This window comes from Ascidiaceihabitans sp. (assembly GCF_039986515.1).
Lineage (GTDB): Bacteria > Pseudomonadota > Alphaproteobacteria > Rhodobacterales > Rhodobacteraceae > Ascidiaceihabitans.
The window spans coordinates 41,074-68,038 of sequence record NZ_JBDWQO010000015.1 but is presented as its reverse complement, the minus strand read 5'-3'; the positions used below and the strand labels follow the sequence as shown (position 1 = coordinate 68,038).

The following is a 26,965-nucleotide window of genomic DNA, read 5'->3' as shown; positions in this document are numbered from 1 at the left end:
CCGCGCTTCGCCCCCCCAGGGGGGGATTTTTTAGGAAAAAGACGGGTTTACCTTACAGAATTCGGGTGCCGTCTTTGAAAATCGCAAGGTCGCATCCTTTGACAATATGGTCTTGGTAGTTTTGGTCTTCGTTTGTGTAATTGATCACAAATATGTGGTCTTGCGTGGTGCGTACCCGCAGATCGCCTGTGGGTTTTGCGGCGATGAAATGCTCCAGAATAGTGTCCCAAAGCGTTTCGTCTGGCCACGCCGCCAGTCTGAATTGCCCGTCTCTTTCAAACAGGACGGCTTTGCCTGCATCATCTGAAATGATGGTTTGATCGTTGTCCGCTACATCCCATGTTTCTTGCCAGTGCACCACGTGCCCTGCGTCCTGCACACTGCGTTTGTGATCTGGTGGCAGGCTTTCGGAAAACTGTGGCAGGGGTGATGTGCCGCTGGTGGGTATGCGCAATTCTTCCGTGACAGTGCCTGTGCGGGGGCCCAATACCACCTTGCTGTCGGTTTGCATCAGGCTGTCGGGGATTTGTGCCAATCCCGGCGCCAGAACCACATCATATCCGTCGAAAGATCCGGCTGTTGCGGGCAAGATGTCGACTGTGCGGCCCGCGCGACGCAGCGCCTTATAAGCCTCAAGCACCAACCTGAAATAGGTGAAATCCGCGCCTTGTGGAAGCGTTGTCCAACACCAGTCCGAGGCGTAGTCAAAGACCAGCGCTGCATCGGCTTTCTTTTGAGTGATCGCGCCAATTTGTCCGATTTCGCGGGCCACCTGCGCGGCTTCTGTCATGCCGGGTGCAGGTACGTTTTGCGGGGTCAGCAACCCTGCGTGCATCTGTTCCTGCGCAAACGAGGCTTGGCGCCATCTGAAATAGCTGACCACTTCGGCGCCATGTGCAATCGCCTCCCACGTCCACAGCCGCACCATGCCTTCAAGCGGGGCGGGGTTGTAGGGCGCCCAGTTCACCGGACCGGGCTGTTGTTCCATCACCCACCAGCGCCCTTTGCCGACGCTGCGGTAAAGATCGTGGTGAAAGGCCTGCATGTCGGGGTCGCCCTGTTGCAGGTATTTGGCTTTGTGTGCCTCCGAGGCGTCCAATCTGTCCGAGAGGAACCCGATCGGGTAGCTGTCCCATGACGCGATATCGAGGTCGGCCCCCACTTCGAAATGATCAAATTCAAGGATGCGCCCCATGTAGTTGTGGATCAGCGGGGCGTCGGTGGCGTGCCGCAAAGCCTGTGCTTGGGCGCGGTTGTAGGCGGTGACTTGATCTGATGAAAACCGCCGAAATGCCAGCTCATGCGCGGGGTTGGGTTGTGTCACGGTCAGATGTGGCAGGGCGATCTGGTCGAAATCGGTGTATTCCATCGACCAAAATACGTTCCCCCATGCCGTGTTGAGTGCTTCTATGTCGCCGTATCGCTGGGCGCACCACCCTTGGAAGGCAATTTTTGCATGGTCGGAATAGCTGATCACCGTATCGTGGCAGCCGTATTCGTTGTCGATTTGCCACGCGTGAATGCGCGGATCACGCCCATATCGTTCTCCTAGCGCTTGCGCGATGCGCACGCTTTCGGCGCGGTATCCCAAATGCGAAAAGCAATAGTGCCGCCGTGATCCGAATGTGCGCGGTTGCCCTGCGCCATCAACGGCCAGCATGTCGGGATAGCGATCAATCATCCAACGCGGCGGCGTGGCGGTTGGCGTGCACAGCACCACCTTCAATCCGTGCCCTGCCAAGATGCCGATGGCCTTGTCCAGCCATTCAAACGCGAAGTGTCCCGGCACAGGTTCCAGCCGCGACCACGCGAATTCCGCGATACGCACCCATGTGATCCCTGTCTCTACCATGTGGGCGGCGTCCTCGGCCCACATGGCTTCGTCCCAGTGCTCGGGGTAGTAGCACACGCCAAGTTCCGGGATCATAGCAGCACCCGTGGTTCAGGCAGACCTTGGCCCGCGTTTGTTTGTACAAAGGTCATGCCGTCGTGTGCCCCTGTCAGCCCTGTGGCCGCACTTGTGATGTAGAGATCGCTTAGGTCATCGCCGCCAAATGCAGGGCATGAGGCCTGCGTGCCGCCCACATCCACCGCTTTCACAAAGCTGCCGTCCGGGGCGTATACCCCGACCCGCGCGGCCCCCCATTGCGCCAACCACATATTGCCCGCAGCATCTATAACAGCCCCGTCGGGGTTTAAGCCGTCTTCGCGCAAATCCAGAAACACCGATGCGTCGCCTTCGGGCCAGCCATAGCGGTCAAGGTTTTGCCGCATAACGCGCTTGCTAAACGTGTCTGTGTAGTAGGCGTGGCTGCGGTTGGGCGCAAAACATATGGCGTTGGACACGGTGATGCCGCTGTAAAGCTTGCGCAGCTCGCCGTTGAAATAGCGATAAATCGCCCCGGCGTAGGGTTCGGTGTTCTTGCCCATGGTGCCGATCCAAAACCCGCCCCACGGGTCTGCGCGCCCGTCGTTTGAGCGTGTCACGGGGGTATCGGCCTCAAGGGTTGTGATGCGGCTTACCCCCCCGGTGGTGATGTCAAAGCGCCAAAGGCCGGTTTCGGATGCCATGAACAGCGTGGTGTCATCTACCCAGCCTGCGGCCGAGAAATGTTCGTCAAATTGCCACTCTTGAGGGTCTTCGCCCACTTGGGTCAGCAGCCTCTTGCCCAGAATATCAAACCAGAACAATTGCTTGCGGGTTGGGTGCCACAATGGCCCTTCGCCCAAGGCGCAGATGCGGGTGTCGAAGATGGTGCTCATGTTAAAGCAGCGTCATAGGCCGCAACGATGGCTTGGGCCTGTGTGCTGACATCTTGTGCCGACATGCCCGGCTTGTAGATGGCAGAGCCAATGCCAAACCCGTCCGCGCTGGCCTTCATCCAAGTGCCAAAGTTATCGGGGCCCGCGCCGCCGACAGCATAGACTTGGGTGGAGGGCGGCAGCACCGCGCGCAGCGCTTGCAGCCCCAAAGGGCCTGCCATGTTGCCGGGGAACAGTTTCAGACCGTCGGCACCGGCCTTCAATGCTGCAAAGGCTTCTGTCGGTGTGAAAATGCCCGGCCAGCTTTGCATGTTCAGCGTTTTGGTTTTGGCGATGACGTCAGTGTCGCAATTGGGGGATACGATCAGGGTGCCACCTGCATCATGGACAGCTTGCACTTGCGCACAGTCCAGAACGGTGCCCGCGCCGATGGTCACATCCCCAAATGCGTGGACCATTTTCGATATGCTTTGCAAAGCGTTTGGTGAATTCATGGGCACTTCGATGGTGGTGATGCCAGCGTCCAGGATGGCTTGGGTCACAGCGACGGCGTCTGGCGGGGTGATCCCACGCAGAATGGCGATCAGATTGCGGGTCATGTCAGCTGTCCTTTGTTGTGCGGTAGGCGGCTTGAAGTCCGGCCAATGTCATACGGGCGGCATCCGCAACAAGTGCGGGTACACCTTGTGCGTCCAGCGCCATGGCATAGGCCCGCGCCAGCGTGTCGTCGCCGATGATGGCCACGTTCTGACCCAACCAAAAAGGCCGTGCCGCTGACAGTTCCGCCCCAAGCAGCAAGCCCGAAAGACGGGCGCGGGCGCTGTCTGCGTCAAAGCCCTCAAGCAGATCACGGGCGCGCAGGTTGAACAGATACGCTGCCAGCCGTTCAGGCCGCGACATCGTATCGTTCAGCGCATCCTTAAAAGCAGTGTCGTCCCACCCAGTCCCGATCGAATGTTTCAGGACCGAATTTTCCGTCAGCAAAGCAAATTGTTCACCCGTCATGAAGGTCTGGAAAGACACGACTTCACCTGCACTGACATGCGCCCATTTGGTGTGCGTGCCGGGCAAACAGATCACGCCGTCCCAGCCATCGTTCAAAGCCAAAAATCCGGCGATTTGGGTTTCTTCACCGCGCATCACATCGGCGGGCGCCGTTTGCTTTAGACCCGGAATGACCCAGACGTTCAGGCGCGGGTCATTTGTGGGGGCCTGCACCAAACCGTCGGCCACAGGCGTTGTGGGGATCGCGCCATAGGGGGCCTCGACCCAGCCTTGTCGTGCGCCAACCATGCCGCAGGCGACGACTGTAAGTGTGCTGTCACCCAACCATGGTCCGATCAGGTCCAGCAAAGCCCCTTCAAATTGCGCCGCGTCCAGCTTTGCCATGCCCGCATCTGACTGTGCTTTGTCCAGAACCGTGCCGCCTTGCATGGCCCAAACGCGCAGGTGCGAGGTGCCCCAATCGGCAGCTATCCAATCAGGTCGGCTCACCCTGTCACCACCACGCCGCCATCCACAACCATACACTGACCTGTCATCATGCGACTGGTGTTTGAGGCCAGAAACAGAACTGCGTCCACGATGTCTTGCGGGGCCAGGTGGTCTTTCAGGCATTGGCGGTCCAGATGCGCGGCCAGTGCGTCGGGGTCGGCCCATTTGTCCAACTGCTTTTGCGTCAGCACCCAGCCGGGGGCCAAAGCGTTTACGCGGATTTTGTCAGGCCCCAGTTCACGGGCCAGACTGCGCGACATGCCGGTGATCCCGGCGTTTGCCGTGGTGTAAGCGGTGTAGCCCGCGCCCCCCATGATGTAGCTGATAGAACTGAAATTGATGATGGACCCATGCCCTGCCTTTTGCATCTGCCGCGCGGCTTCTTGGCAGGCAAAGAAGTAGGATTTGAGGTTGATGGCCTGCATCCAGTCCCAATAATCTTCTGTGACTTTGTCCAGCGCGTGGCGGTCATCGTTGGCGGCGTTGTTCACCTGAACGGTGATAGGCCCGTGCGCCTTTTCCGCCTGCTGCATCGTCTTTTTCAAATGTGCGGTGTCGGTGATGTCGCCTTGCAGGAACAGGGGCGCATTCCCGTGTTTCATCTCCATCTCGGCCACGAACTTGGACGCATCGGAACGCCCAATAAACGCCACCTTTGCCCCTTGGGCCAAGAACCCTTCCGTGATCGCGGCCCCAATGCCGGACCCGCCGCCTGTCACATAAACAGACGCCCCTTTGAGGTCGTGAAACGTAGCGGTTTTATCCATTATGCGGCCTTTGCTTTGCGGGCGAAGGCGGGCAGCCAATCGCCGTGGGCTTTCAAAAGATCATCCACCATCGCCCTGATTTGGCGCAAGTCCAATTCGGCGGCGGTGTGCGGGTCCATCATGGCGGCGTGGTAGATGTGTTCGGGGTTTTCGTCCACCAATGCGCGCACCGTCAATTCCTGCACATTGATCTGTGTGCGCATCAGCGCCACCAGTTGGGGCGGGATGTCTGTGACGACGGTGGGCTGTATACCGTTGGACGTGGCCATGCAGGGTGTTTCCACCGCGGCCCCCATCGGCAATTGCGGGATTTGCCCTGTGTTGGGCAGGTTGCCATACAGCTCATAAGGTTGGTTGGTGACGATGGCGTTCATCAGTTCTGACGCGAATTCGTGGCTTTTGGCGACTTCGATGCCGCCGTCTGTGTCGCTGTCGGTTTGCAAAGCTTTGGCCTGTTCCTTCCAGTTGGCCACCTGTTCGATACAGCGCGTGGGATATTCGTCCAAAGGGATCGAAAAGTCTTCGATCAGGTCTTCGCGCCCTTCCTTGATGAACCACGGCACGTATTCGGCCAGATGTTCAGAACTTTCGGTGCAGAAATAGCCCAGCTGATCCATCACCTCGTAGCGTACCTTGTTGGCGCAACGCGGCATCAGCAGGGGCGGTTTGGGCAGCGCCCCCGACGCATAGCCTTGGCGCAGTAGCGGATACAGGTCGCGCATGGTGTCGCCCATATCCTGTTCCAGCCGCGTGAAGAATGCAACGTGGTTCACACCCGCCACTTTATAGCGGATGTCGGCTTGCGGTATCTCCAGATCATGCGCCATTTCGTGCACTGTGTTTTGCACGGAATGGCACAGGCCCACCTGTTTGAGACGCGGAAAGCGTTCGGCCAGCGCCCATGTGTTGATCGCCATCGGGTTCACATATTGTAGCAGCGTGGCGTTGGGGCACAGCTGCATCATGTCTTCGGCCACGCCCCACAGCACAGGCACCGTGCGCAGGCCGCGCATGATGCCACCGACGCCCAGCGTGTCGGCGATGGTCTGGCGCAACCCGTAGGCTTTGGGGATGTCAAAGTCGGTGATGGTGCAGGGATCGTAGCCGCCGACCTGGAATGCGGTCACAACGAAATTTGCACCCGCCAACGCTTCGCGGCGATCTGTGTGGGTGGTAACTTTCGCCCCGGTGCCCAGGGTTTTGATCATGGAGCGCGCCACCATTTCGCTTTCGGCCAAACGGTCTGCATCAATGTCCATCAAGGCAAAGTGGCTGTCTGCCAGCGCAGGTGTCAACAGCGCGTCGCCCACGATATTCTTCATGAAAATCGTGGAACCAGCCCCGATAAAGGTGATTTTCGTCATCAGCGTCACTCAAGCTAAGGGGTTATTTCACCGCGCCCAATGTCAGGCCCGCGATGAAGTGTTTTTGCATCAAAAAAAACATGGCGACAGGGGGTAGGGCGGCGACGATGCTGCCTGCGCTCATCAAGTGGTATTGCGCCACGAACTGTGAATTGAAGCTGGTGATGCCTGCCGTCACAGGTTGTGCGTCTGGCCCTTGGGTCAGCACCACCGCCCAGAAATAATCGTTCCAGATAAAGGTGAAGATCAGCACCGACAGGGCCGCCAGCGCGGGCTTCATTAGGGGCAGGACGATGTACCAGAAGATGCGCCATTCTGCGATGCCTTCAACGCGCGCAGCCTCGATCAATTCAAAGGGCAAAGCGCGGATAAAGTTGCGCATGAACAGGGTGCAGAACCCCGTTTGGAACGCGATATGGAACAACACAAGGCCCAGTTTCGTATCATAAAGCCCGATGCCCACAGTCAGGTCGCGCACGGGCACCATCAGGATTTGGAAGGGCACGAAGTTGCCTGCGATGAACATAAAAAAGATCCACAGGTTTGAGCGGAATTTGTAAATGCCCAGTGCAAACCCCGTCATGGATGACAACGCCACCGCCCCGATGACTGTGGGGATGGTAATGAGCAGCGAATTGACCATGTAGCGCGGCATATCTGACTGGAAAAAGACCTTGCCGTAATTGTTGAACAGTTCAAACGATCCGGGCATGCCCCAATAGTTGCCAGCCGCGAAATCCGCCGAGGATTTGATGCTGAACATCGCCACCGCGATCAACGGCAGCAACCACATGATCAGGGCAAGGGGCAGAAGGCTTTGATAGGTCAACTGCGCGGCCCGCGATCGCTTTTCGATGGGGGTCGGAAACATCAGCGTGCTCCTTTTTCGTCTTGGTACATGGACCACAGAAAATAGCCGATGAAGCACAGCATGATCAGGAACAAGACCACCGCGATAGACGCGCCGTATCCCATGCGGAAACCGAATTCGGACAGGGATTCCTCAAACATAAAGAAGGACAACACGCGGGTGGAGCCAAATGGCCCGCCATTGGTCATGATGGAAACCAAATCGAAGGATCGTAAGGCCCCGATGATCGTCACCACAAAGGCGATGAAAGTGGCGGGTTTCAGTTGGGGCAGGATCACATACCACAGCATTTTCCAGCCTTTTGCGCCGTCTAAACGGGCGGCTTCGACTTGTTCGGGGTCCACGGCGTTCAAGCCCGTCAGGTACAGGATCATGCAATAGGCGGTTTGGGGCCAAAGGCCTGCGGCGATGATGCCGTAGGTCGCTGTGTTGGGGTTGCCCAAAACGCCGCCACGAATGTCCATGCCGAAAAAGCCGATGATGACGTCGAACAGCCCGTTGTTGGGCAAGTAGAACCACGAAAACACCAAGCCGACCACGACCTGAGAGATCACGAAGGGAAAGAAGAACATGGATTTGTATAGGCGAATGCCCCAGACTTTCTGGTTCAGGAACAATGCGATGAACAGACCAGCGGGAATGGCGAGCAGATACAGGAACAGCCATTTCAGGTTGTTCCAGAACGAAATCTCGAATTTGCGGTCGGTGGCAAGGCGTTCATAGTTGCCAAGGCCGATCCATTCCTTTTCCCCCAGCCCGTCCCAGGCGTGAAAGGAAATCCAGACGGATTGAAAGATGGGGACAATGACATAAACCGCGAAAAACAGGATGCCGGGCAGCAGAAACAGCCACGGCGTCACGCGAATTTCGTTCTGCTTGTACCAACCCTTTGTGGGCGCATGGTCGGTGGTGTGGGTCATGCGACGGCTCCCTTATCTGGCGGTTTGTTGCCTTGGCGCTGCGGCCCAGCAGGGCGACAGGGCAAAAGCCTGTGCGGGGTGACCCCGCCCGAACCGGGCGAGGTCAAAGTGTGAGCCCAAAGGCTTACTTTTTGTAGATGCGCTCGGCGGCTTGCTCAAGACGGGCCAAGATGTCGTCCAGATTGTCGGGGAACACCATGAACTCTTGCAGGCCTTCCATGCCGACAGATGCCATTTCCGCAGGGAAATCGCGGTCAAAGAACTGCGCCACGCCGCCTTTGGCGTTGGTAGACAGCATCGCGAACCCTTGCTCAAGGAACTCGTCTGCATCAACAGAGGATGCTGCGTTCACAGGAAGTTGACCCAATGCGTCGCCTGCGTTGATCTTGGTTTGCACGTCAGCGGATGTGACAAACTGCAAGAACGCGCGGGCGTTGTCTTTGTTTTTGGCGTTGGACGGGATGTGGAACGTGTCTGTTGGGGCGTCTTCACCCTGTGGCACATCTGCGATGGTCGGAAACTGGTAGAAGTCGATCTGATCATCGCTCAGGCCGGCTTCGCGCATGTGTGGCACTGCAAAGTTGCCCATCAGGTAAGACGCGGCGTCGCCGTCGGTCATGAACTTAAGCGCTTCTTGCCAGCTGTATGACTGGTGGTCTTCGATGTAGCCGCCCATGTCGATGATCTTGCGCCAGTTGGCGAAGGTTTCGCGCACGCGGTCATCTGTCCAAGCGACTTCACCGCGGGCCAGTTGCATGTGGAAATCAAAGCCGTTGGTGCGCATGTTCATGTAGTCAAACCAACCGCCTGCGGTCCACAGGAACTTGGTTCCGATGGCATAGCATTTCTTGCCGCTGTCGACGATTTTCTGGCAATTGGCCAGCTCGTCTTCAAAGGTGACGGGTTCGGACAGGCCCAGCTCTTTGAACATGTCTTCGCGGTAGTACACGCCCCATTGGTAGTAGGTATAGGGGACGCCCCATTGTTTGCCGTCCAGTGTCATCGCACCTTTGACCGCGTCCAAACCGGGCAAGCTGCCGTCTTCGTACATGTCAGAGATGTCTTCAAAGAGACCCGCCTTGACGTAAGGCCCCATGCGGTTGGCGGCGTACCAGTTGACGACGTCAGGGGCGTTTGCGGTCAAAGCGTTGCGGATCTGGGTTTTCCAGGCTTCGCGGTCCACCACTTCCAGCTCTACATTCAAATCGGGGTGCATTTCGCCAAATTCCGCAGCCAGACCTTCGATCACGGCGCGTGGCGCAGGGTTGGACATGTCTGCGATGATGCGCAGATCGCCAGACAATGGTTTGGAATGCCCGTCAGCAAGCGCAGCGCCGGTCAGCATCGTGCTGGCCGCGAGGGCTGCTATGGTTGCTTTAAGTGTAAATGACATGGAGTTCTCCCTATTTCCACAGTCTTGAGGTGTATTTGGTTCCATATATTGAAACCTTGTTTTATTAATTGGAATTACGCATCGAATCGCCTAGCTTTGTCAACAGCCGTCTTGGCGACGCCTTTTTTATAGGGGCGGGTTGGACGCCAAGGTGATTGCAACGATCGGGGAGGGTCATTGCCGTGTCAGGGGACGGAACAGTCGGAAAAGCATTGGACGTGCTGGATCAGGTTGCGTCTTTTGATCGGCCGGTGCGCTTTGGCCAACTTCTGGAAACCAGCTGCTATCCCAAAGCAACGCTGTACCGGTTTGTGCAAACCCTGACCAACCAAGGCATGTTGATGTATGATGCCGACCGCCAAACCTATGCGCTGGGCATGCGGTTGGTGCGGCTGGCGCATAAGGCTTGGACGCATAGTTCACTGGCCCCCATCGCGCGGCATCATCTGGACCTGCTGAGTGCATCCTTGGGGGAAACTGTGCATCTGGCGCAGATGGACAGCAGTCAGGTTCTATATGTCGACAAACGCAACGCGGCCCAACCTGTTGAAATGTATTCACAAGCGGGCCGTGTCGGACCCGCCTATTGCACGGGTGTTGGTAAGGCGATGCTGGCCCATCTGACTGAAAGCGCTTTGGCCCGTGCCATCGAACAGCAGTCGTTTCACCGGTTCACCGACAGCACATTGACGTCAGAGACTGCATTGCGCGAAGAATTGGATGCCATCCGCGACCGTGGTTATGCCTTTGACCGTGAAGAACACGAACCGGGCATCATTTGCATTGCGATGCCCATTTTGACGAATGCCGGTCGCGTTCTGGGCGCGTTGTCTGTGACGGGCCCGACCATGCGCCGCACTTTGGCCGAAATGGAAAACTGGGTGCCACAATTGCGCGCGGCGTCTGAAGATATCGCAAGGGAAGCCGCCGCATGGCGTTTTCCCGACATGGACCAACAAAAGGCGGGATGACATGACTGGCGTAACTTTGAACAATGTGATCAAGCGCTACGGCGACACTCAGGTGATCCATGGCATTGATCTGGATATCGAGGATGGCGAGTTTTGTGTGTTTGTCGGCCCGTCGGGCTGCGGCAAATCCACGTTGTTGCGTATGATTGCGGGCCTTGAGGAAACCACCGAAGGGTCGATGTCTATCGGAACGCGGGATGTCACCCACGAAGATCCGTCGCAACGCGGTGTGGCCATGGTGTTCCAGACCTATGCTTTGTACCCGCATATGACGGTTGAAGAAAACATGGGGTTCGGCCTGAAAATGAACGGCGTCCCGAAGGCGCAAGTTCGTGAAAAGGTCGGCAAGGCTTCTGACATTCTGAAACTGGGAGACTACCTGAAACGCAAACCCAAAGCGCTTTCGGGTGGTCAACGTCAGCGCGTTGCCATCGGCCGTGCCATCGTGCGTGGCCCCGAGGTGTTCTTGTTCGACGAACCATTGTCCAACCTTGACGCGGAACTGCGTGTTGAAATGCGCGTTGAAATTGCCCGTCTGCATCAGGAAATCGGCGCTACCATGATCTACGTGACCCACGATCAGGTCGAAGCCATGACCATGGCTGACAAGATCGTTGTGTTGCGTGCCGGGCGCATTGAACAAGTCGGGGCACCATTGGAGCTGTACCGCAATCCCGACAACAAATTTGTGGCTGGGTTTATCGGGTCTCCGTCGATGAATTTTCTGGACTGCGATGTCGAAAACGGAATGCTGACGCATCCTGCGTTTGCCGCGCCCGTTCAGGCCCCCGTTTCTGTATCGGGTGCGCAGGTTTGCGCGGGCATACGCCCCGAGCACATCACCATTGATCCTACCGGCGACACCATGAAAGTAGAATTGACCGAAGCGCTGGGCGGCGTGTCTTATGCCTATTTGCGCGCGCCCAATGGCGATCGCCTGATTGTAGAGGAACGCGGCGACGAGAGATCGCGCGAAGGCGACAGCGTTGGTATCACGTTTGAGCCGCACCGCGTGATGCTGTTTGACGCGCAGACCGAAGCCCGGTTGCGGTAAGGATGTAGAAGGGGGGGGCTGCCCCCGTCGCTTCGCGCCTGCCCTAGGGCTTTTGGGGAAAAGACGCAGATTGATCAGGGCTTTTGCATCCACCATGTGTTCGGTTTGATGCGGCCGCCTCTTTTGCGGTCAAGCCAAAGCGCGATGCGCCGCGCCGGTGACAATGCGATTTTCAGCCATATTTTGTGCTGCCATTTGCCAAAATCGCGGTTGAACGGGCAGACCCGCATGCAGATTGCACAATCGGTTTTCATTTTGGCCCAGAACCCGAAACATTTTTCCGCGTCCGACGTCCATTTCTTGACGCCCTTGATCGCGGAGACATTTGCGCCGCCTTCTGTTGGGGCCCCGAAAGGTAGGGCTTTGACCGGGCAGGCATCAGCGCATTTTGTGCATATGTCGCAAAAGGCTTTGACCCCTTTGGGCTTTGGGTTGTCGTGGTCCAGCGGAAGATTGGTAAAGATTTTCGAGAATCTTAATCTTGGTCCGAATTCAGGTGTGATCACCAGTTGGTTCCGCGCGTATTCCCCCAATCCTGCCTTTACCGCATAGGGGATCACCAGCCCTGTGTCGTTCATGGATGCCACGGCCTCATAGCCCAGATTGCGGATGTAGGCGGCCACTTGCATCACCACCGCGGCCTCGTGGCTGTATTCGCGCCCCGTTGCGGCCCCTGCCAAGGCTGACGGGTAGGTTGCCACCAGATCCGCGTCCATTTCATGTCCCAAGACAATCACCGAGGTCATGCCTTCTGGTAGGTCATTTGGTGCTTCAGACAGATCGCGGGTGTCGACGCGGGACGCATACAGCCAGCGGTCATCCATATCGGTGACGCCGCACAGGTCTGCCCCAAAAAACTGCGCCACGCGCTTTATCTCATGGTTCATGGCTTTGGGGTCGTCGATGTCCATGGCGTCGTCTGCGACGGGGGTGTCGTAGCTTATCGGGGCCTGAAACCCTTCGCGGCGCCCTTCATTGGCATGTCGGTCAGTCATCACATCCGAAATCAGCCATGAGGCGTTGCGCAGTGCAAAGTCGCGTTGCGTGAAACCGTCGCCTTTGCGGGGGGCTGCCTCCATCCTGTAGCTGGCAAAGAATGCATCGGTGTGTTTGGACCGCACGGTGTCGTCGTAAAAGGCCCGCGTGAAAACATCGTCACGCTGCGTGAAACGCGTGAACCCGTCTGTCACTTCGATCCCTGCGGCGGCGTCTGCGTCCCGCGCACCCATTTGGTTTTTTGGATAGCTCATGATTTAGACGCTACCCCGTCGCAATCGGAATGGACAAGTCGCAAATGTTTCGCCTTTCATGGCGCAAACAGGGAGAGACAATATGAAAATCGGATTTATCGGGCTGGGCAATGTTGGCGGCAAGCTGGCAGGCAGTCTTATTCGCAATGGGTTGGATGTGACGGTCTACGACCTGAACCCGGATTTTGTTGCAGGCAAGGTCGCGGATGGCGCCAAGGCCGGTGACAGTGCCGCTGACGTGATGCAGCAATGTGATGCCGTCATAACATGCCTGCCATCGCCTGCCGCTTGTGATGCCGTCGTGCGGGAAATGTTGCCGCATGTGGGGCCGGGCAAAATCTGGATGGAAATGTCCACCACAGACGCTGAAGAGGTCAAACGCCTGAGCGCATTGGTCATCGCCGCAGGCGGCGAGGCCGTGGATTGTCCGGTGTCGGGGGGCTGTCACCGCGCGGATACTGGCAACATCTCGATCTATGCAGGGTGCACGCGCGACACCTTTGACAAGGTTTTGCCCATTCTGACCCACATGGGGCGGCGCATTTTGCATGTTGGCGACATCGGGGTGTCATCCACCCTGAAGGTCATGACCAACTATCTTGCCACCATGAACTTGTTGTCTGTTTGCGAGGCGCTGACCGTGATGAAGGCTGCGGGCATGGACATGGGCATGACATACGAAGCGATTGCCATGTCGTCGGGCACGTCCTTTGTACATGAAACAGAAAGCCAGTTGATTTTGTCCGGCTCGCGCGATGTGAATTTCACCATGGATCTGATCCAAAAGGACATCGGTTTGTTTCAGGACATTGCCGACCGCAATGGGGTGCCGTTGGAGCTGTCGCCGCTGATGATTGAAATGATGACCGATGGCCAAAAACGCTACGGTGTCCGTGCACAATCCGACCGCATGATCGAACGGCTGGAAGAGGCAACGGGCCTAAGTGTAACGGCGCCTGGATTTCCGCAAGAGCTTGTGGACGATGAACCCGAAGAACGCGGTTATGAGGTTGTTGTCCGCCGGTAAGGACACAAAACCTTTGCGCTTTTGCTGACATTTTGCGGCGCACTGTTGCGTGCGTCGCAAAAGTTATTTTATAAAGTAACAAAGCGACCGTGTTCAAAGGACCACTTTCATGCGCAAGCAAGCGGCCACGCGCCAAACAGATGTACTGGATGTGCTGCGGCAGCACGACAGGCCTTTGACCGCATATGCCATTTTGAACCAGATGAAGCAAAGCGAACCCGGACTTGCCGCCCCCACAATCTACCGCACACTTGAGGCCCTGACCCAGCAAGGGCGCGCCCATAAGCTGGAATCGATTAAAGCGTTCGTGCCGTGCCGGTGCGATCACAACGCCTCTGTTCCCGTGCTTGCTGTCTGCGAAGACTGCGGAATCGTTGAAGAACACGATGGTGCGCCGATCTTGCCCAACCTGAAAGCACTTGCGGAAAAATCCGCCTTTCAGGCCAAACGGCACATTGTTGAAATCCACGGCCGCTGCAAAACATGCGCGGCATAACCCCACCCCCGTTTCACAGGGAACTTCTGCTATGATTAAATCTTCCTCTTCTGCTGCTCTTATCCTTTTTGTTGCGGCGTCGGCGGCGACCGCCGAAGATGCGCGACAGTTAGATGCCCATGAACATGGCGTGGGCCAGTTGGACATTGCATTTGACGGAAACCAGATCGCTATGGAACTGCATGCGCCGGGGGCTGACATCGTCGGGTTCGAATATGCCGCGCAAAGCGCCGAGGATCGCGCAAAGGTAGACGCCGCAGTGGCCAGCCTTGCCCGTCCTCTTGATCTTTTCGCAGTGCCTGCCGCCGCGGGCTGTAGCGTTGTGCAGGCCAGCGCGTCCTTGGAAAGCGAAGAAGATCATGATGATCATGCAGAACACGACGATCACAGCGATCACGACGATCATGAAGAGCACGCCGAGGACGGTCACAAAGATGAAGACCACGCGCATGACGAGGGACATGATCATGATGGCCACGACGATCATGCAGATGGCGAAAAGCATGAAGGCCACGATGATCATGAAGAACATGCCGAAGACGCAGGCCACACAGAGTTTCACGCAGAATATATGTTGGAGTGCGCGGCCCCTGACCAAGCGACCCTGATTGAATTCGCGTATTTCGACACGTTCCCCAATGCGTTGGAACTGGAGGTTCAGGTGATCACGGACAAAGGCGCGACTGCTTTTGAAGTGTTGCGTGACGCGCCAACCCTTGATCTGCGCGACATGTTCTGAGCCTGAACCGCACAATGGGGTCGGGGCCTGCCATACTGTCGTTAAAGGATGTCCGCTACGCTTGGCCGGGGCGGGCGTCTTTTGCTTTGGATATTCCCGACTTTACGCTAGCTGCCTCCGAAAGCGTTTTGTTGTTGGGGGAAAGCGGGTCCGGTAAATCGACGCTTTTGTCTTTGATTTGCGGAACAATCACGGCGGATGCAGGAACGGTCACAGTTGCAGGAACAGATATTGCATCCATGTCTGCGGGCCAACGCGACCAGTTTCGGGCCGAACATATCGGGCTGATTTTCCAACAGTTTAATCTGCTGCCCTATGCCCGTGTTCTTGATAATGTCCTGCTGCCCTTGCGGTTTGCGCCTTTGCGGCGTGCCCGTGCGCGGGTGCCTCGGGAAACCGCGTCGCAGCTGTGTTCAAGCCTTGGGTTACCCGCAGATGCCATCGCGGCGCATGCAGGGATGCTAAGTGTCGGTCAGCAACAGCGCGTCGCAGCGGCGCGGGCCTTGATCGGTGCCCCCCCTTTGATTGTTGCAGATGAACCGACGTCTGCACTGGACGCCGCAACGCAGACCACGTTTCTGGATTTGCTGTTTGCGCAGGTCCAGACCTCGGGCGGGACGCTTTTGATGGTCAGCCATGATGCCCGCCTTGCACCGCATTTCGACCGCGTTGTGCATATGTCGGACATCACCCGGATCGGGGAGGGCGCATTATGATGCTACGCCTTGCCTTCGGGTCGCTGATGGCCCGTGCCCTGACTGTGGGCATGACGATCCTTGCCATTGCTTTGTCTGTTGCATTGTTTTTGGGTGTTGAAAAAGTGCGCACCGGCGCCAAGGCCAGTTTTGCAGATACAATTTCGGGGACAGACCTGATTGTAGGCGCACGGTCGGGGTCTGTTCAGTTGTTGCTGTATTCTGTTTTCCGCATCGGCAACGCCACGAACAATGTCACGTGGGACAGCTATCAAGATATCGCATCGCGCCCCGAGGTCGATTGGATCGTGCCCATTTCGCTGGGCGACAGTCACCGTCAATTTCGGGTTATGGGCACAACCCGTGCGTTTTTTGAGCGCTATAAATACCGGTCGGGACAATCGCTGGCCGTGGCGGATGGCGCTTTGATGGATGACGTGTTTGATACGGTCATCGGGGCGGATGTGGCAGCCACGCTGGGATACAGTGTCGGATCCCCGATTGTTGTGGCCCATGGGCTTGCGTCGTTTGTGGAACACGACAATCAGCCCTTCCGTGTCTCTGGCATTCTGGCAAAGACCGGCACGCCTGTGGACCGCACTGTCATTGTCAGTCTGGAAGCGATCGAAGCGATTCATGTGGATTGGCAAAGCGGGGCGGCCATCCCCGGGCAATCAACATCGCCCGACACAATCCGTCAGATGAAGCTGGAACCCAAAGCCGTAACCGCAGCCCTCGTGGGGGTCAAAAGCCGCCTTAAGGTCTTTGCTTTGCAACGCGCCATCAACGAATACCCGCAGGAACCACTGCTGGCGATCCTGCCCGGCGTGGCCCTGCAAGAGCTGTGGCAAATCGTAGGAATTGCAGAAACGGCGTTGATTGCTGTGTCGGGTATGGTGGTGGTGACGGCCCTGATCGGGATGATGGCCACGATCTTTTCAAGTCTCAACGAACGTCGCCGCGAAATGGCAATATTTCGTGCAATGGGGGCGCGCCCCCGCGTGGTGTTGGGATTGTTGATTGTCGAGGCCGCAATGATGGCGGCGTTCGGGGCCGCATTGGGATTAGGGGTGCTTTATATTGCGCTGTTTGTGGCACAACCTTTAATGGACGCCGCCTTTGGCTTGTGGCTGCCCATTGATCCGCCATCCTTGCGCGAGCTTTGGGTGCTGGCCTGCGTTGTCGGTGCTGGCGTAATTGTGAGCATCGTGCCAGCCCTGCGAGCCTATCGTATGTCGCTGGCTGATGGTATGATGGTCAGGATTTAGCAAAAGAGGGTTGATATGGCACATTTATCGCGCCGCACTCTGATCTCGGTGGCCGCGGCTTTTGGTGCTTTGCCGCAGCATGCGCTTGCAGCATCGCCAAAGATCATCGGTTGGGAAGATTTGATTCCCGCTGGTGTCCCATATGGCGAAATCATCGGTCAGGGGGAAATTGACGCCCTGAATGATACCTGGTTGCCCGAATTCGACGAAAATGCATCCAAGCTGAACAAGGATTTGCACGGGGCCTACATAAAGATGCCCGGCTATATCCTGCCCATTGACGTGTCGACCAAAGGGGTCACCAGCTTTATCTTGGTGCCTTATGTCGGGGCTTGCATCCACACACCGCCGCCGCCGGCCAATCAGCTGGTTTTTGTCGATAGCAAAAAACCTTGGCCCAGCGACAAGCTGTGGGATCCTGTGTGGGTGACGGGCCGAATGCGTCATGAAATGCAATCTACATCGGTGGCTGACATCGGATACGCGCTGACGGCTGAAGCGATGGAAGTCTACGTCTGGTGATGACGATGCCTGACCGCCGCGCCGTTCTGGCCGCCCTTGGGGCGCTGTCCATTACGCCATCCGTGGCGTTTGGCAGTGAATACATTGACTTGGAATGGACAGATCTGGTGCCGGAGGGCCAGCCTGCGCTGCCCCCCGTAATTCAGGACCTGATCCAGCACGATGGCCCCGACATGTCTCGTCAACAGCCAGTGTCGCATGGGGTTCGCACCGATTGGAACGGTGAAATTGTGCGGCTGCCGGGGTTCGTGGTGCCAATCGACTATTCCGGCACAGGGGTGACCGCGTTCATTCTGGTCCCGTTTGTCGGGGCATGCGTGCATGTGCCACCGCCCCCCGCAAACCAGTTGGTTTTTGTCACGACCCAAACGCCCTACGAAGGGTCCGGCCTGTTCGAGGCTGTGAACGTCATCGGCATGTTCGGAACGGCCTCTACATCCACGCAGTTGGCGGACATCGCCTATGCTTTGTCAGCAGACCACATCGAACCCTTTTAACGCGGTCTGATTACCCGCGCCTTATCTGCCTCATCCACCGCGCCCGTGCGGGGCCATGAAGTCAAGAACAGGGTTCGTTGGAATGATCCGGTTCGGGTTAATGGAATCATGGCTGTAGTGATAATGGCGCACGATATGGTCCATGTTCACGGTGCCTGCCACGCCGGGATGTTGGTACAACTCGCGTGTGTAGGCCCAAAGGTTGGGATAATCCACGATGCGTTTGCGATTACATTTGAAGTGCAAATGATACACCGGATCAAAGCGCACAAGCGTTGTGAAAAGCCGCCAATCGGCTTCGGTTAGGACATCGCCCATCAGATACCGGTTCCGGGCCAAGCGGTCTTCCAACCAATCAAGCGTGTCGAACAAAGGTATGATGGCTTCGTCGTAGGCGTCTTGGGTTGTCGCGAACCCGCATCGGTAAACGCCATTATTGAAGGTGTCGTAAATCCGGATGTTTACGGTTTCAATCGCGTCCCGCTGGGTTTCGGGCCAAAAGTCGTCTGTGTTACCGGTGATGGCGTCAAAGGCGCTGTTGAACATGCGGATGATTTCAGAGGATTCGTTGGACACAATCGTGTTTTGATGCGTGTCCCATAGTATTGGCACTGTCACGCGGCCTGAAAAGGCAGGGTCCGCCTTGGTGTAGATGTCGCGGGCAAACGGCAGGCCAAACAAAGTATCGCCTGTCGCGCCATGGTCGTCCTTTTGGAACGTCCAGCCGTCGCCCAGCATGTCAGGATGTACGGCAGAGACAGAAATATGGTCGGATAGGCCTTTGATTTGGCGAAAGATCAACGCGCGATGTGCCCACGGGCAGGCGTAGCTCACGTACAGGTGGTAACGCCCCGATTCGGCAGCGAATCCCGAAACGCCGGTTGGACCTTTTGACCCGTCAGGGGTCACCCAATTGCGAAACTTTGCAGCCGCGCGTTCGAATTTTCCGCCAGAGGATTTTGTGTCGTACCACTGGTCGTGCCAGACGCCGTCAACCAAAAGGCCCATGTGACTTCTCCTTGTTTGTAAAGGAAAGTTAGGCATGAAAGATGATGTGCACCAGTGCAGAACCCGCGCAGCCGCCCTGCGCAAATGCACAAATCTGCAACATGCTGCGATGCGTCGTAAAAAATTAATTTGAAGCTGCTATAGATTGTTCCATGTTCAGTTTCGGGTGGGATGACCTTGAGGAGAGGCTCGCGATGTCGACGTATGTTCCAAAAGAAGTTCAAGCGGGTTTGGACCGTGCACGCCTGGCGCGTCTGGCCAAAGGATCACGGTTGCGGATTGACGTAGACGGGCAGATTTACCGTGTTTTGCGCATGTGGAAGACGGGCTTTTCCATGGATGCGGCGTCCGCGCCATCGCAGGTGCGCGGCCATGTCGATTTATACGACGGTACACGTCACTTGTTCCAGTGTCTGGTGATTGCCAGCGAAGAAGATGCGGGCGAAGTGTCTTTTGAATTCAAACGTTTGACCGCAGTCTCGGATGCTCCGGCCCTTGATTTCGTAAAGGCGAAAGACGCACCCGTGGCCTTGTTGGCAAACGGCAGCTAGCGCAATTTGGCGCAGGGGTAGAAGTAGCTCTCGCAATTTGTGCGGCCCCTTTATAAACCTGTGCCGAAATGACTGTGCGCACACAACATAAATTTGCCTTCCAACCGGCAATGTCCGGCGCGGCCCGGTACGTCCGTGTTTGTGCGGTATGGGTTTTCTGTGCGTGTTTTCTGGCGGCAGCCAGCCTTGCGCCCGGAACAATGCCACAAGCGCAATACGGTGGATTTACAGTCGTTTTATGTACCGGGGATGGTCCGGTCACCATGACTTTGGATGAAAATGGCGACCCCATAGAAGCACAACACGCCGCCTGTGATTGGTCGGCTCAGGTGATCGCTGCCGATGTACCTTTGCATGCCCCGCTGGCAACGCCTGCACGGCTCACTGCGTTTGTTCCAAATTTGGAAGCCCCGCATGTGCCGGTGCGCTTTGCGCTTGTGCAACCCAACCCTGCGCGCGGCCCCCCACAGACCCTCTGAATCGTTCAAATTTTTCAATTCTGTCAGAGGATATATCCCATGGTCTCAATCGACCTTTCGATGACGCCTGCGTCCAGTGATGCCGCGTCAAAATCCAACCCGTTTTACCGTGCCGCATGGCGGTGGCATTTTTATGCGGGCCTTTACGTTATACCGTTTTTCATGATGTTGGCTGTCACCGGCATGGCAATGTTGTGGATCGCCTTTCTGGACGGAAGGGACGGTGAACGCATGCCTGTCGTGCCTCAGGACGCGGCTTTGGCGGTGTCGGTGCAAGCGGATGCTGCCGTGGCTGCCATCCCGAATGGAGTGCTGAAGCAATATGTGGCCCCCCGCGCCGAAGACCGCGCTGCCGTGTTTCGCGTCGATGCGGATGGCACGGCCACAATGGTTGCGGTGGATCCGTACACAGCCGCAGTTATCGCCGAATACCCCCGTCGCTCTGGCTGGTATGATTTTGCAAACAATTTGCACAGCAACATCATGCTGGGTGTCACAGGCGACCGCATGCTAGAGATCGCGGCGTCCTTGGGCATGGTCCTGATTGCCACGGGCCTTTACATGTGGTGGCCCCGCAAAGGCGGCATGCGTGCAGCCCTTGTGCCAAGCTTCAAACGGGGCCGTTCGCTGTGGAAGTCATTGCACGGGGTTCTGGGGATTTGGTTGTCGTTTTTCTTGGTGTTTTTCCTGATTTCCGGTCTGGCTTGGGCCGGCATCTGGGGGGGCAAAATGATGCAGGCCTGGTCGCAATTCCCGGCCGAAAAATGGGACAACGTGCCCTTGTCCGATGACACCCACGCCAGCATGAACCATGGCCCCAAAGAGGTGCCATGGGCGTTGGAACAAACGCCAATGCCCGCTTCGGGCAGTGACGCAGGCGTCACAGGTTTGAAGGCGGGCGTGACGGCTGACATCGACAGCATCGACGCACTGGCCCGCACCATAGGGTTCGATGGGCGATACCAGCTGAACCTTCCATCGGGCGATGCAGGTGTGTGGACCTTAAGCCGTGACAGCATGAGCAACGATACAACCAACCCGATGGCGGACCGCACAACCCACATCGATCAGTATACAGGCAAGATATTGGCCGATGTCCATTTTGCTGATTATTCATGGGCGGGCAAAGCCATGGCCGTGGGCATCGCGTTGCACATGGGGACATTGGGTCTATGGAGTGTTTTGGCCAACACGTTGATTTGCCTTTCAGTTTTGTTCCTTTGCGTCAGCGGCATCATCATGTGGTGGATGCGAAGACCGTCCGGAGCAGGGCGTTTGGCGGCACCCTCCATGCCCGCCCATATGCCGTTTTGGCAGGGCGCGGTTCTGGTCGGCCTTGTGGTTTCATTGGCCTTTCCCTTGGCGGGGTTGACCCTGATCACGGTTTTGGTTCTGGACCTGTTGGTGCTTTCAAAGATACCCGCGCTGAAACGCGCCTTTAGTTAAAGAATGTGGGTTGACCGTTCTTCGGTCAGCCCATACCACCATGCCAAGGGTCTGAACCCCTGCCGCTCGCTGGTGATTTGCCATGGTGAAGTTCAGATAGATAAATCCGCTTTCAGCCATTTGCGGTCTGTCGGCAATGCGAGCCCCTGCACAATTTCCGCATCAAACAGCTGAAAGAAGGCTTTAGATGTCTCACACTGATTCAAAGGGCGTGGTCGCGTCCCAAACCCAAACCGACAACATTTACCTGCAAGGCAGCCTTGGCGCTTTGTTTCTAAAAACGGCGGCGCCTATCATGCTTGTGATGGTGGTCAACGGACTATTTACCATCGTGGATGCCTATTTTCTGGGGGTCTATGTGGGGGCTGACGCGGTGATCGCTGTCACGTTGATGTTTCCGCTTTATATGATGATCGTCGCCCTTTCGACGCTTGTCGGCAACGGGTTTTCATCCGTTTATGCGCGGTATCTGGGCGCAAATGAACAGCAAGCCGCAACAGATGTGTTTGCGTCGGCTTTGCAGCTTTCGGTGCTAATCTCGGGCATCCTGATTGTAGGGTTCGTGGTGTTTGGCTGGTCTTTGGCCTTGCAGGTTGCTGCGGGGGATGCCGGTTTGGCCACCTTGGGGCATCTCTACATTGCCATCATGATTTTTGGTGCCCCGTTGACGTTTGTCTATGCCGTCAACCTTGATGCGGTGCGCGCCGAAGGGCTGTTGCCGTTCATGGCCGCGGTGACGATGGCGTCAGCTTTGATGAACATCTTCTTTGATTGGCTGTTCATCGTGCCCTTTGACATGGGGGTCGCCGGATCGGCCTATGGCACGTTGCTGTCGCAGCTTTTGGCCGCTGGCGTTATTTTGCTGTACCGTCGTCGCAATCCCCGCGCTGTGCCGTTGCGCCTGTTGCGTGCGCAAGCGCGTTATTGGGTTGAAATGCTGGCTTTGGGCGCACCGTCCAGCCTTGGATATGTGGGGCTGTCCTTGTCTGCGGGGGTGACGTTGTTTTCGTTGCAAATTTGGGCCGCGGATATGTTCGAGACGACCAGCGGAGCCTTTGGGATTTTGACACGTTTGATGACGTTCACGTTCTTGCCGTTGCTTGGCTTGTCCTTGGCCTTTCAGACCATTGTGGGCAACAATTACGGGGCCGGGGCGATGGACCGCGTCGGCCAAGCTGTTCGGATCGCCCTTGTGGCGGCCTTCATTTACTGCGCCACGATGCAGGGCCTGTTCTTGCTGCTGGCTCCGTCTTTGGGGGGCATATTTGTCGATGACACCGGCATTCAACTGGAATTGGCGCGTATCATTCCTGTTGCAACGCTGACCCTGATCCTGTTCGGGCCGTTGATGATGATTGCCACCTATTTCCAAGCCATCGGTGATGCGGCCCGTGCCGCTATTCTGGGGCTGTCGCGGACTTATGTGTTTGCAATCCCGCTGACCTTTGCCTTGCCCTTTGTGATGGGGGAATGGGGCATTTGGTATGCGGGGGCGGTCGCCGAAGGATTGGTTCTGGCGACCTGTATTCTGGTGCTTTGGCAGCTAAGGCTCAGGATTAATGGGTCCTGAGCCTAAGGCGCAATTCCGCGCACCCCGCTGTCAAAGCGTAGATTTACTGCAAATCCCCAAACGCGCGTGCAAGGCGGTCAACGGCCTCTTGGACGCGTGCACGGGGGGTGGCGATGTTGAAGCGCAAGAAGGTGTCGCCGCCTGTGCCAAACGTCGGCCCATGGTTGACTGCGATTTCAGCATCTTTTTGCACACGGTTGGTGAAATCTTCGCGCGACATGCCTGTGCCGTCGAAATCAACCCACGACAAATAGGTGGCCTCCAAGTTCATCGACGCCAGCCCCGGAATCGCATTGACGCCCGCATCAAACAGCTTGCGGTTGCCATCGAGGTATTCGATCAACTCGTCCACCCACGCGGCGCCGGCAGGGGAATAGGCAGCGGTCGCCATGAACAGACCGAAAGAGTTCGCAGACAAACCCAAAGCCGCCATGCGCCCTGCAAACCGCGCCCGCAAGTCAGGATCTTCGATAATCACATTTCCCGAATGGGAACCTGCAATGTTGAAGGTCTTGGTGGTGGCTGTCATCATCACCAACCGATCGGTGATGCCTTCAATTTTGGCCATCGGAACGTGTGTGTTTCCCGGAAACACCAGATCGTGGTGGATTTCGTCCGATACAAGCACCAAATCATGGCGTTTGGCGAAATCGGCAACCTCTTGCAGCTCTGCTTTGGTCCAGACACGCCCGCCGGGATTATGTGGTGAACACAGGATCACCATCTTTTCAGCACCTGTCATTTGCGCATCATAGGCGTCAAAATCCATCGTGTAGACACCATCTGTGTTGGCCAGTTCGCATTCAACCACGTGGCGCCCCGCCGCTTTGATGACTTTGGCAAAGGCGTGATAAACAGGCGTGAACAGCACAACCCCGTCGCCGGGGGCTGTGAAGGCGTCAACGCACATGGCGGTGCCGTTCACCAACCCGTGTGTGGTGAAGATCCATGCAGGGTCCACGGACCAGCCGTGGCGTGTTTCCATCCACCAGTTGATGGCCGCCTTGTATTTACTGTCGTCGCCAAAGTAGCCCATCACGCCATGATCGACTTGGGCCGTTACACTATCGAGCACGCATTGCGGGGGTTTAAAGTCCATGTCCGCGACCCACATGGCCAACCCGGTGTCGGTGGGTACGCCATACAGCTCTTCCATTTTGTCCCATTTGACACAGTGGCTGCCGCGTCGTTCGATAATGTCGTCAAAGCTCATGGGGGTCTCCGGATTTTACAGGTTTGGCCCAAGCTACTCTGATCTGATCTGCGTGCAAGGGGGCGTTGCGGCGGCTTTCGCTTTGTCCTACATCTGAGCCTATGAAACGTCCTATTCTTTTGCACCCCGATCCGCGTTTGAAAAAAGCCTGTGCCGCCGTTCCCGATCTGACGGACGATCTGCGGGCTTTGGCTGATGATATGCTGGAAACCATGTACGATGCCCCGGGCGTTGGCCTTGCGGCGCCGCAGGTCGGTGTGCTGCAGCGTCTGGTGGTGCTGGATTGCGTGAAAGCCGAAGGCGAAACACCGCGCCCGCTGATCATGTTCAACCCCGAGGTCGTGGCGTCTTCTGATGATCTGAGCGTCTACGAAGAGGGTTGTTTGTCCATGCCCGAACAGTTCGCAGATGTGACACGGCCTGCCGAAGTCACCGTCAAATGGATCGATCGCGACGGCCATGAGCAGACCGAAGACATGAACGGTTTGTGGGCCACATGTGTGCAACATGAAATTGACCATCTGAACGGCAAGCTGTTCATTGACCACCTCAAGCCTTTGAAACGCCAGATGATCACCCGCAAAATGGTGAAGATGAAGCGCGAATTGGCGCGCGGATGAGTGTTCTGCCTATTTTGAAGTGGCCTGATCCGCGCCTAACCGAAACATGTGTACCTATAGATGAGGTGACTGACGACATCCGCGCGTTGGCCGCAGACATGCTTGAGACGATGTACGCGGCCCCGGGCCGTGGTCTGGCTGCCCCTCAGGTCGGGGCGATGGTGCGTCTGTTTGTAATGGACGTCGGTTGGAAAGAGGGCAAATCCGATCCCCTGATTTGCATCAACCCGATGCTACAAGAGGTTGGGGAAGATCGCGTGTCAAATGACGAAGGCTGTCTGTCTATTCCCGGCGTCAGCACATCCGTGAACCGCCCTGCGCAAGTGCAAATGGTGTGGTCTTCGCTGGAAGGTGCGCGGTACGTGCAGTCCTTTGACGGGTTTGCCGCGGCCTGTGCCCAACACGAACTGGATCACCTGGACGGTATCGTCACTTTTGATCATCTGGATGCCGCGACCCGAGCAGCACTTGAGGCGGAATATGAGGCGCAGCAATGACTGTTCGTCTTTGCCTGCCTTGGCCCGACAAGCGCCTGCGCACAGCTGCCGCCGAAGTCAGTGAAATAACCGATGATATTCGCGCCATATGGCAAGATATGGTCGATACGATGGATGCCATGCCCGGTGTCGGATTGGCCGCGCCACAAATCGGTGTGATGTTGCAATTGGCCGTTGTCGATGCGTCGGACCGCCGCGACCGCCGCATTTTGATGGCCAACCCCAGTGTTCTGGATGCATCCGAAGAGATGAACACACACGATGAAGCCAGTCCCAATTTACCCGGTGTCTCTGCAAAGGTGAAGCGCCCGAAAACTGTGGTCGTGCGCTATATGAATGAGGCTGGTATCATCACCCGCCGTGACTTTGACGGTTTGGAAGCCACGTCCGTCCAACATCAAATCGACCATTTGCAGGGTCGCATGTATTTTGACAATCTGGGTCGTGTGAAACGCGATATGCTGTTGCGCAAGGCACGTAAAAGCTAGGGTTTTGGTGTCTGGAGGGCTTAGTTGGGGCGCTGCCCCCGCCCCTTACGGGTCTCCCCCGGGATATTTTTAGCGAAAAGAAAGAAGGGTCGTCATGCGTGTGGTTTTTATGGGAACGCCTGAATTTTCCGTTCCGGTGCTGGACGCTGTTCTGGCGGCTGGGCACGAGGTTGTCTGCGTTTATTGTCAGCCCCCCCGTCCTGCCGGTCGTGGCAAGAAGGACCGTTTGACGCCGGTACACGCCCGCGCAGACGCGCTAGGATTGCCTGTGCGCCATCCGGTTTCGGTACGCACCCCCGACGCATTGGCCGAGTTTTCAGCGTTGCAAGCGGATGTCGCTGTCGTTGTTGCCTACGGTTTGATTTTGCCGCAAACGATACTGGATGCGCCTGCGCATGGTTGCGTGAATATTCACGCAAGCCTTTTGCCGCGATGGCGGGGCGCTGCCCCCATTCACCGCGCCATCATGTCGGGAGATACGCAAACGGGTGTCTGCATCATGCAGATGGAGGCTGGATTGGACACTGGTCCGGTGTTGCTGCGCCGTTCAACGCCGATCTCGGAGGCTGAGACCACAGCTGACCTGCATGATCGCCTTAGCGAAATGGGGGCGTCTGCGATTGTGGATGTGTTGGCTGATTTGCCGGGACTGCCGCCCGAAATCCAACCCGAAGATGGCGTCACCTATGCTGCCAAAATCGACAAAAGCGAAGCGGCGATTGATTGGGCACAGCCTGCGCGAAATGTGGATCGTTTGATCCGCGGCTTATCCCCGTTTCCAGGGGCCTGGTTTGACTTTGAAGGCACACGCGTGAAGGTTTTGGGATCAATCTGCGTGGATGGCACGGGCATGGCAGGGCAGGTGATCGACGATGCGCTGACGGTGGCCTGTGCTGATGGAGCCGTGCGATTGACCCGCTTGCAACGGGCGGGCAAAGCGGCGCAGGATGTAGAGGTGTTCTTGCGCGGTGTATCGATGCCCGCAGGCACGCAATTGTAAGG

28 protein-coding genes and 1 pseudogene are annotated in these 26,965 nt (G+C 56.9%); 17 read left to right on the top strand and 12 right to left on the bottom strand.

What is annotated here, in order from left to right:
- Window positions 1–52: 52 nt before the first annotated feature.
- The 9 genes from ABJL60_RS14905 to ABJL60_RS14865 form a co-directional block, all read right to left on the bottom strand.
- The gene (locus tag ABJL60_RS14905) at window positions 53–1,927 is read right to left on the bottom strand and encodes a beta-galactosidase (protein ID WP_348374451.1); all 1,875 of its coding nucleotides are present in this window, start codon (window positions 1,925–1,927) and stop codon (window positions 53–55) included.
- The gene (locus tag ABJL60_RS14900; RefSeq protein WP_348374450.1) at window positions 1,924–2,763 is read right to left on the bottom strand and encodes an SMP-30/gluconolactonase/LRE family protein; all 840 of its coding nucleotides are present in this window, start codon (window positions 2,761–2,763) and stop codon (window positions 1,924–1,926) included. Before ABJL60_RS14900 ends, ABJL60_RS14905 begins: the two co-directional genes overlap by 4 nt.
- Window positions 2,760–3,362, bottom strand: a complete 603-nt coding sequence (locus ABJL60_RS14895; protein WP_348374449.1) for a 2-dehydro-3-deoxy-6-phosphogalactonate aldolase — start codon at window positions 3,360–3,362, stop codon at window positions 2,760–2,762. The genes ABJL60_RS14900 and ABJL60_RS14895 overlap by 4 nt, the downstream gene beginning before the upstream one ends.
- A 1-nt stretch (window position 3,363) precedes the next feature.
- Entirely contained in the window at window positions 3,364–4,257 is an 894-nt protein-coding gene (locus ABJL60_RS14890; protein ID WP_348374448.1) for a 2-dehydro-3-deoxygalactonokinase, read from the bottom strand.
- On the bottom strand, window positions 4,254–5,024 hold the full coding sequence (locus ABJL60_RS14885; RefSeq protein WP_348374447.1) for an SDR family oxidoreductase: 771 nt from the start codon (window positions 5,022–5,024) through the stop codon (window positions 4,254–4,256). Before ABJL60_RS14885 ends, ABJL60_RS14890 begins: the two co-directional genes overlap by 4 nt.
- A complete protein-coding gene (locus ABJL60_RS14880; protein ID WP_348374446.1) occupies window positions 5,024–6,388 on the bottom strand; it encodes an alpha-glucosidase/alpha-galactosidase in 1,365 nt (454 codons plus the stop codon). The genes ABJL60_RS14885 and ABJL60_RS14880 overlap by 1 nt, the downstream gene beginning before the upstream one ends.
- A gap of 22 nt (window positions 6,389–6,410) precedes the next feature.
- Window positions 6,411–7,259, bottom strand: coding sequence for a carbohydrate ABC transporter permease (locus ABJL60_RS14875; protein ID WP_108829553.1), 849 nt, complete (start codon window positions 7,257–7,259; stop codon window positions 6,411–6,413).
- Window positions 7,259–8,179 (bottom strand): sugar ABC transporter permease, encoded by a 921-nt coding sequence (locus ABJL60_RS14870; protein ID WP_348289990.1) that lies wholly within the window; start codon window positions 8,177–8,179, stop codon window positions 7,259–7,261. Before ABJL60_RS14870 ends, ABJL60_RS14875 begins: the two co-directional genes overlap by 1 nt.
- Window positions 8,180–8,303: 124 nt before the next feature.
- Window positions 8,304–9,572, bottom strand: coding sequence for an ABC transporter substrate-binding protein (locus ABJL60_RS14865; protein ID WP_348374445.1), 1,269 nt, complete (start codon window positions 9,570–9,572; stop codon window positions 8,304–8,306).
- A gap of 182 nt (window positions 9,573–9,754) precedes the next feature.
- On the opposite strand from ABJL60_RS14865, the gene ABJL60_RS14860 reads away from it, so the two are divergent.
- Window positions 9,755–10,543: an IclR family transcriptional regulator gene (locus tag ABJL60_RS14860; protein WP_348374444.1), complete on the top strand. Its 789-nt coding sequence runs from the start codon at window positions 9,755–9,757 to the stop codon at window positions 10,541–10,543.
- A gap of 1 nt (window position 10,544) precedes the next feature.
- A complete protein-coding gene (gene ugpC, locus ABJL60_RS14855; protein WP_348289985.1) occupies window positions 10,545–11,597 on the top strand; it encodes a sn-glycerol-3-phosphate ABC transporter ATP-binding protein UgpC in 1,053 nt (350 codons plus the stop codon).
- 74 nt (window positions 11,598–11,671) lie between these two features.
- Here the strand turns inward: ugpC and ABJL60_RS14850 are convergent, their stop codons facing one another.
- Window positions 11,672–12,847 (bottom strand): reductive dehalogenase, encoded by a 1,176-nt coding sequence (locus tag ABJL60_RS14850; RefSeq protein ID WP_348374443.1) that lies wholly within the window; start codon window positions 12,845–12,847, stop codon window positions 11,672–11,674.
- Between the two features lie 43 nt (window positions 12,848–12,890).
- On the opposite strand from ABJL60_RS14850, the pseudogene ABJL60_RS14845 reads away from it, so the two are divergent.
- The 7 genes and pseudogenes from ABJL60_RS14845 to ABJL60_RS14815 all read left to right on the top strand — a co-directional run.
- A pseudogene (locus ABJL60_RS14845) lies at window positions 12,891–13,874 on the top strand (NAD(P)-dependent oxidoreductase); the annotation flags it as partial.
- 109 nt (window positions 13,875–13,983) lie between these two features.
- On the top strand, window positions 13,984–14,370 hold the full coding sequence (locus tag ABJL60_RS14840; protein WP_348374442.1) for a Fur family transcriptional regulator: 387 nt from the start codon (window positions 13,984–13,986) through the stop codon (window positions 14,368–14,370).
- A gap of 31 nt (window positions 14,371–14,401) precedes the next feature.
- On the top strand, window positions 14,402–15,109 hold the full coding sequence (locus tag ABJL60_RS14835) for a DUF2796 domain-containing protein (protein ID WP_348289979.1): 708 nt from the start codon (window positions 14,402–14,404) through the stop codon (window positions 15,107–15,109).
- A gap of 14 nt (window positions 15,110–15,123) precedes the next feature.
- Window positions 15,124–15,825, top strand: coding sequence for an ABC transporter ATP-binding protein (locus tag ABJL60_RS14830; RefSeq protein ID WP_348374441.1), 702 nt, complete (start codon window positions 15,124–15,126; stop codon window positions 15,823–15,825).
- Window positions 15,822–17,072 (top strand): ABC transporter permease, encoded by a 1,251-nt coding sequence (locus tag ABJL60_RS14825; protein WP_348286795.1) that lies wholly within the window; start codon window positions 15,822–15,824, stop codon window positions 17,070–17,072. Before ABJL60_RS14830 ends, ABJL60_RS14825 begins: the two co-directional genes overlap by 4 nt.
- A gap of 15 nt (window positions 17,073–17,087) precedes the next feature.
- Complete coding sequence (locus tag ABJL60_RS14820; RefSeq protein ID WP_348374440.1) at window positions 17,088–17,594, top strand: DUF3299 domain-containing protein; 507 nt, start codon at window positions 17,088–17,090, stop codon at window positions 17,592–17,594.
- A 5-nt stretch (window positions 17,595–17,599) separates the two neighbouring features.
- Complete coding sequence (locus tag ABJL60_RS14815) at window positions 17,600–18,091, top strand: DUF3299 domain-containing protein (RefSeq protein WP_108830239.1); 492 nt, start codon at window positions 17,600–17,602, stop codon at window positions 18,089–18,091.
- A gap of 30 nt (window positions 18,092–18,121) precedes the next feature.
- Here the strand turns inward: ABJL60_RS14815 and ABJL60_RS14810 are convergent, their stop codons facing one another.
- Window positions 18,122–19,099, bottom strand: coding sequence for a glutathione S-transferase family protein (locus tag ABJL60_RS14810; protein WP_348374439.1), 978 nt, complete (start codon window positions 19,097–19,099; stop codon window positions 18,122–18,124).
- A gap of 194 nt (window positions 19,100–19,293) precedes the next feature.
- Here ABJL60_RS14810 and ABJL60_RS14805 point away from each other — a divergent pair, with 194 nt between their 5' ends.
- The 4 genes from ABJL60_RS14805 to ABJL60_RS14790 all read left to right on the top strand — a co-directional run bounded on the left by ABJL60_RS14805 (window position 19,294) and on the right by ABJL60_RS14790 (window position 23,145).
- Window positions 19,294–19,650 carry a hypothetical protein gene (locus ABJL60_RS14805; protein ID WP_348374438.1) on the top strand — a complete coding sequence of 119 codons (357 nt, stop codon included), beginning with the start codon at window positions 19,294–19,296 and terminating at the stop codon, window positions 19,648–19,650.
- A 68-nt stretch (window positions 19,651–19,718) separates the two neighbouring features.
- Complete coding sequence (locus tag ABJL60_RS14800; RefSeq protein ID WP_348374437.1) at window positions 19,719–20,129, top strand: hypothetical protein; 411 nt, start codon at window positions 19,719–19,721, stop codon at window positions 20,127–20,129.
- 60 nt (window positions 20,130–20,189) lie between these two features.
- Window positions 20,190–21,575 carry a PepSY domain-containing protein gene (locus ABJL60_RS14795; RefSeq protein WP_348374644.1) on the top strand — a complete coding sequence of 462 codons (1,386 nt, stop codon included), beginning with the start codon at window positions 20,190–20,192 and terminating at the stop codon, window positions 21,573–21,575.
- A 187-nt stretch (window positions 21,576–21,762) separates the two neighbouring features.
- Window positions 21,763–23,145: an MATE family efflux transporter gene (locus ABJL60_RS14790; protein ID WP_348374436.1), complete on the top strand. Its 1,383-nt coding sequence runs from the start codon at window positions 21,763–21,765 to the stop codon at window positions 23,143–23,145.
- 43 nt (window positions 23,146–23,188) lie between these two features.
- On the opposite strand, the gene ABJL60_RS14785 is transcribed toward ABJL60_RS14790, so the two are convergent.
- Window positions 23,189–24,358 (bottom strand): MalY/PatB family protein, encoded by a 1,170-nt coding sequence (locus ABJL60_RS14785; protein WP_348374435.1) that lies wholly within the window; start codon window positions 24,356–24,358, stop codon window positions 23,189–23,191.
- Window positions 24,359–24,459: 101 nt separating this feature from the next.
- Between ABJL60_RS14785 and def (ABJL60_RS14780) the strand changes: the two genes are divergently transcribed.
- From def (ABJL60_RS14780) to fmt, 4 genes are all read left to right on the top strand, one after another.
- Window positions 24,460–24,978 (top strand): peptide deformylase, encoded by a 519-nt coding sequence (gene def / locus ABJL60_RS14780; RefSeq protein WP_348286781.1) that lies wholly within the window; start codon window positions 24,460–24,462, stop codon window positions 24,976–24,978.
- Entirely contained in the window at window positions 24,975–25,475 is a 501-nt protein-coding gene (gene def / locus ABJL60_RS14775; RefSeq protein WP_348374434.1) for a peptide deformylase, read from the top strand. Before def (ABJL60_RS14780) ends, def (ABJL60_RS14775) begins: the two co-directional genes overlap by 4 nt.
- Window positions 25,472–25,963: a peptide deformylase gene (def, locus tag ABJL60_RS14770; RefSeq protein WP_348374433.1), complete on the top strand. Its 492-nt coding sequence runs from the start codon at window positions 25,472–25,474 to the stop codon at window positions 25,961–25,963. Before def (ABJL60_RS14775) ends, def (ABJL60_RS14770) begins: the two co-directional genes overlap by 4 nt.
- Before the next feature lie 94 nt (window positions 25,964–26,057).
- A complete protein-coding gene (gene fmt / locus ABJL60_RS14765; protein ID WP_348374432.1) occupies window positions 26,058–26,963 on the top strand; it encodes a methionyl-tRNA formyltransferase in 906 nt (301 codons plus the stop codon).
- Window positions 26,964–26,965: the final 2 nt, after the last annotated feature.

Coding starts and splice junctions, on each gene's coding strand:
- def (WP_348286781.1), top strand. CDS start 24,460: ATGAAACGTCCTATTCTTTTGCACCCCGATCCGCGTTTGAAAAAAGCC.
- ABJL60_RS14840 (WP_348374442.1), top strand. CDS start 13,984: ATGCGCAAGCAAGCGGCCACGCGCCAAACAGATGTACTGGATGTGCTG.
- ABJL60_RS14815 (WP_108830239.1), top strand. CDS start 17,600: ATGCCTGACCGCCGCGCCGTTCTGGCCGCCCTTGGGGCGCTGTCCATT.
- ABJL60_RS14785 (WP_348374435.1), bottom strand. CDS start 24,358: ATGAGCTTTGACGACATTATCGAACGACGCGGCAGCCACTGTGTCAAA.
- ABJL60_RS14830 (WP_348374441.1), top strand. CDS start 15,124: ATGGGGTCGGGGCCTGCCATACTGTCGTTAAAGGATGTCCGCTACGCT.
- ABJL60_RS14905 (WP_348374451.1), bottom strand. CDS start 1,927: ATGATCCCGGAACTTGGCGTGTGCTACTACCCCGAGCACTGGGACGAA.
- ABJL60_RS14805 (WP_348374438.1), top strand. CDS start 19,294: ATGTCGACGTATGTTCCAAAAGAAGTTCAAGCGGGTTTGGACCGTGCA.
- def (WP_348374433.1), top strand. CDS start 25,472: ATGACTGTTCGTCTTTGCCTGCCTTGGCCCGACAAGCGCCTGCGCACA.
- ABJL60_RS14880 (WP_348374446.1), bottom strand. CDS start 6,388: ATGACGAAAATCACCTTTATCGGGGCTGGTTCCACGATTTTCATGAAG.
- ABJL60_RS14870 (WP_348289990.1), bottom strand. CDS start 8,179: ATGACCCACACCACCGACCATGCGCCCACAAAGGGTTGGTACAAGCAG.
- ABJL60_RS14895 (WP_348374449.1), bottom strand. CDS start 3,362: ATGACCCGCAATCTGATCGCCATTCTGCGTGGGATCACCCCGCCAGAC.
- ABJL60_RS14875 (WP_108829553.1), bottom strand. CDS start 7,259: ATGTTTCCGACCCCCATCGAAAAGCGATCGCGGGCCGCGCAGTTGACC.
- ABJL60_RS14865 (WP_348374445.1), bottom strand. CDS start 9,572: ATGTCATTTACACTTAAAGCAACCATAGCAGCCCTCGCGGCCAGCACG.
- ABJL60_RS14810 (WP_348374439.1), bottom strand. CDS start 19,099: ATGGGCCTTTTGGTTGACGGCGTCTGGCACGACCAGTGGTACGACACA.
- ABJL60_RS14800 (WP_348374437.1), top strand. CDS start 19,719: ATGACTGTGCGCACACAACATAAATTTGCCTTCCAACCGGCAATGTCC.
- ABJL60_RS14820 (WP_348374440.1), top strand. CDS start 17,088: ATGGCACATTTATCGCGCCGCACTCTGATCTCGGTGGCCGCGGCTTTT.
- ABJL60_RS14825 (WP_348286795.1), top strand. CDS start 15,822: ATGATGCTACGCCTTGCCTTCGGGTCGCTGATGGCCCGTGCCCTGACT.
- ABJL60_RS14790 (WP_348374436.1), top strand. CDS start 21,763: ATGTCTCACACTGATTCAAAGGGCGTGGTCGCGTCCCAAACCCAAACC.
- ABJL60_RS14885 (WP_348374447.1), bottom strand. CDS start 5,024: ATGGATAAAACCGCTACGTTTCACGACCTCAAAGGGGCGTCTGTTTAT.
- fmt (WP_348374432.1), top strand. CDS start 26,058: ATGCGTGTGGTTTTTATGGGAACGCCTGAATTTTCCGTTCCGGTGCTG.
- ugpC (WP_348289985.1), top strand. CDS start 10,545: ATGACTGGCGTAACTTTGAACAATGTGATCAAGCGCTACGGCGACACT.
- ABJL60_RS14850 (WP_348374443.1), bottom strand. CDS start 12,847: ATGAGCTATCCAAAAAACCAAATGGGTGCGCGGGACGCAGACGCCGCC.
- ABJL60_RS14835 (WP_348289979.1), top strand. CDS start 14,402: ATGATTAAATCTTCCTCTTCTGCTGCTCTTATCCTTTTTGTTGCGGCG.
- ABJL60_RS14795 (WP_348374644.1), top strand. CDS start 20,190: ATGACGCCTGCGTCCAGTGATGCCGCGTCAAAATCCAACCCGTTTTAC.
- ABJL60_RS14900 (WP_348374450.1), bottom strand. CDS start 2,763: ATGAGCACCATCTTCGACACCCGCATCTGCGCCTTGGGCGAAGGGCCA.
- def (WP_348374434.1), top strand. CDS start 24,975: ATGAGTGTTCTGCCTATTTTGAAGTGGCCTGATCCGCGCCTAACCGAA.